Here is a 7,014-nt window from a genome sequence, read left to right as displayed (position 1 = left end):
CGCGAAAGTCTTGCTGATATCAATCGCCTCAATCCCCAGCTCTGAAACTGTTTCCAGCGTGCGGCTGTGAATTTTCTCACGAATTCTGTTGCGGGAAAAGCCGCCGAAATAGCGGTCGGATTCGGGCAGGTAAACGAAATAGAACCGTCCTCCCCAGGATTCCACCAGCGTTTTTGCCTTTAAAAGCACGGCGCGTAACATCTTGTAATCCTCGTCCTTGCCGCCCTCGAACACGCCGATTGACACGACGCCCAATCCCAGCCGCCCGCGCAGGGAATTGATTTGCAGAAAATCTTTGTATGGTTCGATCTCGTTCATTCGATAGATCACCTCGGCCATCTGTTTATCGAGATATTGCTTGAGGTGGTCGGCGATTTCGTCATTACGCGCCATCAGGCCCTGGCTGAAGCTATCGTCATCCACATAGGACCGGAGAAGTCTTGACTTCCTTTCAAAAGGCATGTTTTCCGTGATGTCGTTGCCTTCATAAAAACTCCAAATAACGGTTTCTGGAGTCAGCGGCGCCAGATATTCCCTAAGCGCCGCCAGCTCCAGCAGCGGCCCGTTGCCGCTGATTCCCGTGTTGACGACGCGACCGAACTTTTCGCTCAGGACGGCGGCCATGTTCTTGTACTGTTTAACGCAATTGCCGTGGGTGAAGGAATCGCCGACCATGCCGATCTTCAAAGGCCGGTCATCCCAGGCTTCCGGTGGGTTGTTGAAACCGTACTTGTCGCTTTTGTAAATCATCCATTGGCCGCTCTCGTTGCAGGCGACTGTGGTCTTGTCGGGAAGGCCGCCGAGGGGCAAAAGCTGGGCATCGCCGTCTTTCAGGTCGGAAACAACCTCGCCGTTTTTATCTTCCGCCAGCAGCGATAATGCCCGCATCGCCGGATAGGCGTCGATTCCTTCGCCGCGCAGGTCATGAATGATCCCTAATTTACTTCCTTTGATGGTCTCGGATTTTTTCAGAGTGACGGTCAGGAATAATTCCGCGCCGTAAACGGCGACTACAAAGGCAAAGAAGGCGTTAGCCAGCGCCAGACGCCCGTCTTCTGAAAGCCGGAAGGCGAAAAGCGACAACGCCGCCAGAAGAACGGGAACGACAAGGCAAATAAAAATATCAAATAAAGAATCCGTATAAAATTCATAGTTGAACAGGTTAAGTAAAAATAACGATATAAAAAGGCCTGTTATAAAAAATATAACCAAATTCGGCACAATTATCTTAAATCGCATATCAGAACATACCCAATTATTTTTTGTTTACGGGGCCTCTTGTCGCCGCCCGGAAGCTATGCAACTCTGGACGCCAAGACAAGAGGGAATGCGCCATGGAGACCAAGGAAATGGCGAAGGACGCCGATGACGACGACGTGGATATCCTGGCGGCGATCAGCTATGAAATGCGCACCCCGCTCAACACCATCATCGGCTTTTCCGACATGATGCGCGGCGAGATGCTGGGGCCGATGTCCAACCCCAAGTATAAGGAATACGCCGAACATATTTGCAAATCGGGCCAAGGCATGCTCGCCAATCTTAATGATATGCTGGATCGCAAGCGATTCGAGATCGTCAGTAAGGCGGGAAAAGACTACCGCCATATTATCGAACTGGCTCCCGACCTTATCTGCATATGCCGTAAAGGCGTGATCGTTATGATGAACCAGGCGGGCGCCGCCATGGTCGGCGTCTGGCCGGCGGACATGCTTGTCGGGCGCGCTTTCGTTGACTTTGTGCATCCTGATTACCGCGACATCTTCGACGGCGGCCTCGACAGTCTGGTGGGCGAACGGCAACGGGTGTCAATAAAACTGGTGTCCTCCTCCGGTCGCGAGATCGAGGTGGAAATAGCCGCCCTGTCTTATCATGAAGAAGGCGAGGACGACGCCGAGATGCTGATCGCCCGCGATGTCACCGAGCGCAACCGCTCGACCAGAAAGTTGGCCGCCCGCGAAAAACGGCTGCGCAATATCCTGGAAACGGTGGCCGACGGCATCATCACCATTGATGAGGCCGGCGTCATCGAAACATTTAACCCGGCGGCGGAAAGAATCTTCGGCTATTCGTCGGAAGAAATTATCGGCAGCAATATCAACCTGCTGATGCCCGAACCCCACGCCTCCCGGCATGACGGCTATCTTGCCGATTATCTTCGCACGCATGTCGCCAAGGTTATCGGCAAGGGACGCGATGTCACGGGCATAAGCAAAACGGGCAAGCTGATCCCTATCGAAATTTCCATTTCCGAACATCATGGCGTAGTGCGTCGTTTCATCGGCGTCGTCAGGGATATCACCGAGCGCAAACAGAACGAGGAACGCCTGCGCCATATGGCCACCCGCGATCCCCTGACCGGCTTGCCCAATCGCACCCTGTTCCGCGAGCGTCTGGAGAGCGCCATCGCTGCCGCCGCCGTTAATAGTCATCTGACCACCGTCATGTTCGTCGATATCGATAATTTCAAGAACATTAACGACGCTTTCGGCCATTTCATGGGAGATTTAGTCCTGAAGGCGGCCGGGGAAAGAATCGCTGAATGCGTAAAGGATGGCGATATGGTCGCCCACTTCGGCGGTGACGAATTCACCATTATCCTGGATAACACCAATAAGGACGAAGCCGAGGTAATCGCCCGCCGGATACTGGATAGACTGTCCGCGCCGTTCTCCCTGGAGGGCAAGGAAATCTGCGCCTCGGCCGGCATCGGCATAGTTTTTTATCCCGACGACGCCGACAATATCTCCGACCTGTTGAAGCATATGGACACGACCATCCACCACGCCAAAAGGATCGGCCGCAATACCCTCCAGTTCTACACGGAAGAACTAAGCGCCAAGGTTTTGCGCCGCGTGGAAATCGAAAGCGGGCTTAGGCGCGCCCTGGAGCGCGATGAGTTCAAACTTCTTTATCAGGCCAAGGTCGATCTGGAAACCGGCGCCGTCGTCGGCGCCGAGGCGCTTCTGCGCTGGCACAGCAGAGACCTGGGCCTGATCTCGCCGACGGAATTCATTCCGGTGGCCGAAGAAATCGGACTGATCATTTCCATCGGAGAATGGGTGTTGCGCGAAGCCTGCGCCCAAGTCGCGTCATGGATCAACGAAGGGTTGCCGGCCGTTAATGTGGCGGTGAATATTTCCGCGCATCAATTCAGGCAAAATAACCTGACCGACCGGATTTCAGAAATCCTGGCTGAAACGGGGATGAGCACCGATAACCTGGAACTGGAAATGACGGAAAGCATGTTAATGGAAGGCGCCGATGAAACCATCCGTGTTTTCAGCGCGTTGAAAGACATGGGCCTGCGCCTTTCCATTGACGACTTCGGAACCGGATATTCCTCGCTGAGCTATCTTACCCGCTTTCCCATCTATGCCCTTAAGATCGACCGTTCTTTTGTTGCCGGCCTGCCCGATGATCGGGACGCGGTGGCCATCGCCAAGGCCATCGTCAGCATGGCCAAGAACCTGAGGCTCAACATCATCGCCGAAGGCGTGGAAACCAAGGGCCAGGAGGTATTCCTTCACGCCCTCGGCTGCGATATCGGCCAAGGCTATCTGTACAGCAAGCCGGTGTCGGCAGGGGAATTCGCCTATATGATCGGCGCAAACAAGTGATCAACCGGCCTTGCGACGGGCCATGCGGGGCTTGGTGCCGAGTCCGATCTTCTTGGCCAGGGCGCTGCGATGCCTGGCGTAGTTCGGCGCCACCATCGGATAGTCCGAAGCCAGCCCCCAACGTTCCCTGTACTCGGAAGGCAGCATGTTATAGGCGGTTTTGAGATGCCGCTTAAGCATCTTCAACTTCTTGCCGTCTTCAAGACAAATAACATAATCAGGAAATACGGATTTCTTTATCGGAACGGCGGGCTTGGGCCGATCAGGCGCGACCACGGCGCCTCCCACCGACCCCAGAGACCTGTAAACGTCGTGAATTAACTGAGGGATTTCACCGACCGCCACGGAATTATTGCTTACATAAGAAGCGACGATCTCCGTCGTTAACTCCAATAATTCATTTGCGCTTGATTTTTCTGACATTTAAAAAACTTCCCAACTCCCATTAAAGTGACTTACATATAATTTACATTTCCAGAATACGCAAGAACTTCTCATGAAAAACTCAACAATGGACAATATGAAAGTCGATATTGATTGGTTTCTCGACATAACTTCTGAAATTTGTCCACTAACGTTCGTCAAGACCAAACTATTGATCGAAAGAATGACCCCCGGCCAAGTAGTCGAAGTGCGTCTTAAAGGGGCCGAACCCCTGGAAAACGTACCCCGGTCAGTGCGTGACAGCGGACATACCGTGCTCCGGCTGGAGGCCGAAAATATTTCATTGGGAGACGTATCGGTTTACCGCCTGCTCATCCGCAAGGAAGCGGAATGATCAATGAGGAAACGGGTTCATGACAAGATGTGGAGAGAGTATGTCCGTTGGTGCCGGACGCGGGGACTTAAGCCCTTGCCTTCCCATCCGTGGACCATATCGGCGTATCTCAGATGGTGCGAGCGCAGCCTGCGTTCTCCCGACATCGACCTTTCCATAAAAGCCATCGCCAGGGCGCATCTGCTCAATTGCCTCAAAAGCCCGGATCGCCATCCGATGGTGGCGCGCACCCTGCGCATGATCGAGGCGAGATTACGCTCCAAGGCCTCCCGCTCGGACCTGTTCAGGCCGGAAGATTTTTTGATGAGGAACAAGGTTGAGGACGAAGCCGCACCCCTGAAGCCGCTTCGACCGGATCGAAAAGTCGGCGCGAAACGCGCCGTGCGCATATTGCGCTCGACGCCGAAGCTGGTCTCGCGCCGCTTCTGAATCATCGCGAGTCGTATTATACTAAATGGCCTTAACGAACGACTCTGAAAAATCCTCCCCCTTTAGAAGGGGGAGTTGTCAGCCTGTGTGCTTTGAACACAGAGGCGCAGAGGCACAGAGGCGCAGAGAAGATTAAGCGAAGTTTTTTCTCCTACTTTTTCTTTTTTTCTATTCTCCTCTGTGTCTCTGAGCCTCTGTGTTTCATAAAATAGCGCTTATTCCGGTCAACGCGCCGGGCGTTAGGGGATATCGGCGGCAACCTCCCCCTGCCCCCTCCTTGGTAAGGAGGGGAAAACACGGGAGCAAATGATTAAGGCCGATGATATTACCATCATATTTGTTGATAAAGAAGGATGGGCGAAATGGCTCGGCTGGATGATCGATTAAAACCTTTCCTGAAGGAATTGCGGCGGCGCGACGGCTTCCGTACGCTCAAGGCCGGTCGCCCCGACGGCGCGGCGGCGTTGTGGCGGGACGGGCGGCGCCTGGTCAATTTTTCATCCAACAACTACCTGGGCCTGGCCCAACACCCGGCGCTGATAGAACGCGCCGACGAGTGGACGCGAAAATGGGGCGCCGGCGCCGGAGCTTCGCGGCTGGTCACCGGAACCTATGAAATACATCAGGCGGTGGAAGACAAGCTGGCGCGTCTCAAGGGCGCCGAGGCCGCCCTTATCTTTAACTCCGGCTATCAGGCCAACAGTTCTATACTGCCGGCGCTGCTGGACGGCGATCTGCCGGGGGCAAAAGCCCTGGTATTCAGTGATCGGCTGGCGCACGCCAGCATCCACCACGGCTGTCAAAGCGCCGGAACGCGCCAAATCAGATACCGCCATAACGATCTCGGTCATCTGGAATCCCTTCTCGCCAAGAACGAAGGAAAGCCGGGACAACGGTTTATTCTCACCGAATCCGTATTCAGCATGGATGGCGACGTTGCCGACCTTGAGGCGCTGGCCGGTCTTGCCGAACGCTTCAACGCCTTCCTCTACGTTGACGATGCCCACGCCACCGGGGTGCTCGGCCCGAACGGCATGGGGCTTGCCGACGGCGCCGATCTGGCAATCGGCACTTTCAGCAAGGCGCTCGGTTGTTTCGGCGCCTATGCCACCTGTTCCAAGCCGATGAAGGACTACCTGATCAACCGTTGTTCGGGGTTCATTTACTCGACGGCGTTGCCTCCCGGCGTTCTCGGGGCCATGGACGCGGCGCTGGATATCGCCCCCGGCATGAACGCCGAACGTCGACGCCTGCACGCCAACGCCGATAAACTGCGCCGGGCGCTGGCTATGGCCGGAATCGCCGGCGCCGGCTCGACCACCCAGATCGTCCCCGCCGTAATCGGCGGCGAGGCGGCGGCTGTGGAGGCCTCCCGCATCCTGGAAGACGAGGGTGTACTCGGCATCGCCATTCGTCCGCCTACCGTCCCCAGGGGAAGCAGTCGCATCCGCTTTGCCGTCACCGCCGATCATACCGACGAGGACATGGACTTGCTGATCGGCATCCTTCCCCGCCTCGCCGGGTTGCGCCGATGACTATCAAGACTCCGACGCTGGCGCTGGTCCACGGCTGGGGATTCGATGCGGGTTTCTGGGACCCCCTGCGGGCGGCCTTGCCGGAATTTCCCTCGGTAACCATTGAACTCGGTTTTTGCGGCGGCAAGGCATGGTCCGGTGAAATCCCGCCGGGTCCGCTGGTCGCCGTCGGCCACTCGCTGGGATTCCTCTGGTTATTACACGAAAAACCGTTTCCCTGGCGGGCAATGGTGTCGATCAACGGCTTTCCCCGTTTTACCGAAGGCGACGGTTTCACACCGGCGGTGGAGCCGAAGACGCTTGAAAGGATGAGCGCCGGACTGGAGCGCTCGCCGGAAAAAACCGTTGCCGATTTCATGACTCGTTGCGGCGGCGACAAACCGCCTGACGGCTTGGACAAGGAACGGCTGCGCCGGGGACTTGAGTGGCTGAGAGACTGGGACCGGCGGGCGGCGCTGGAAAGCGAGAGGACGCCCGTGCTGGCGCTGGCCGGACGCTTTGACCCCATCGTGCCGCCGGCGATGAGCGAAGCCGCCTTCAAAGGCCTTGCCAATGTCGTCCTGCGCTGGCATGACGGCGGCCACTTGCTGCCGCGCACCGCGCCTGACCGGTGCGCCGAAAGGATCAGGGAATGCCTGGAACGGCTATGAAT

Annotated in this window: 6 protein-coding genes and 1 pseudogene (1 of these 7 running past the window's edge); 5 read left to right on the top strand and 2 right to left on the bottom strand. The window is 56.2% G+C overall.

Annotated elements, in window-relative coordinates:
• A pseudogene (locus tag A3H92_12880) lies at window positions 1–1,239 on the bottom strand (hypothetical protein); it reaches 111 nt to the left of the window's first position.
• 95 nt (window positions 1,240–1,334) lie between these two features.
• Here A3H92_12880 and A3H92_12875 point away from each other — a divergent pair.
• Window positions 1,335–3,620, top strand: coding sequence for a hypothetical protein (locus tag A3H92_12875; GenBank protein OHC76494.1), 2,286 nt, complete (start codon window positions 1,335–1,337; stop codon window positions 3,618–3,620).
• Here the strand turns inward: A3H92_12875 and A3H92_12870 are convergent, their stop codons facing one another.
• Entirely contained in the window at window positions 3,621–4,043 is a 423-nt protein-coding gene (locus A3H92_12870; protein OHC76493.1) for a MucR family transcriptional regulator, read from the bottom strand. It lies immediately after the preceding gene.
• Window positions 4,044–4,140: 97 nt separating this feature from the next.
• On the opposite strand from A3H92_12870, the gene A3H92_12865 reads away from it, so the two are divergent.
• From A3H92_12865 to A3H92_12850, 4 genes are all read left to right on the top strand, one after another.
• Window positions 4,141–4,398, top strand: a complete 258-nt coding sequence (locus A3H92_12865) for a hypothetical protein (protein OHC76581.1) — start codon at window positions 4,141–4,143, stop codon at window positions 4,396–4,398.
• Window positions 4,399–4,473: 75 nt separating this feature from the next.
• Window positions 4,474–4,827 carry a hypothetical protein gene (locus tag A3H92_12860; protein OHC76492.1) on the top strand — a complete coding sequence of 118 codons (354 nt, stop codon included), beginning with the start codon at window positions 4,474–4,476 and terminating at the stop codon, window positions 4,825–4,827.
• A 362-nt stretch (window positions 4,828–5,189) separates the two neighbouring features.
• Window positions 5,190–6,362: an 8-amino-7-oxononanoate synthase gene (locus A3H92_12855; protein OHC76491.1), complete on the top strand. Its 1,173-nt coding sequence runs from the start codon at window positions 5,190–5,192 to the stop codon at window positions 6,360–6,362.
• Window positions 6,359–7,012, top strand: coding sequence for a hypothetical protein (locus A3H92_12850; protein OHC76490.1), 654 nt, complete (start codon window positions 6,359–6,361; stop codon window positions 7,010–7,012). The genes A3H92_12855 and A3H92_12850 overlap by 4 nt, the downstream gene beginning before the upstream one ends.
• The last annotated feature ends 2 nt before the right edge of the window (window positions 7,013–7,014 follow it).

Source organism: Rhodospirillales bacterium RIFCSPLOWO2_02_FULL_58_16, assembly GCA_001830425.1.
Lineage (GTDB): Bacteria > Pseudomonadota > Alphaproteobacteria > Rhodospirillales > 2-02-FULL-58-16 > 2-02-FULL-58-16.
This window is presented reverse-complemented; position numbering and strand designations above follow the sequence as displayed.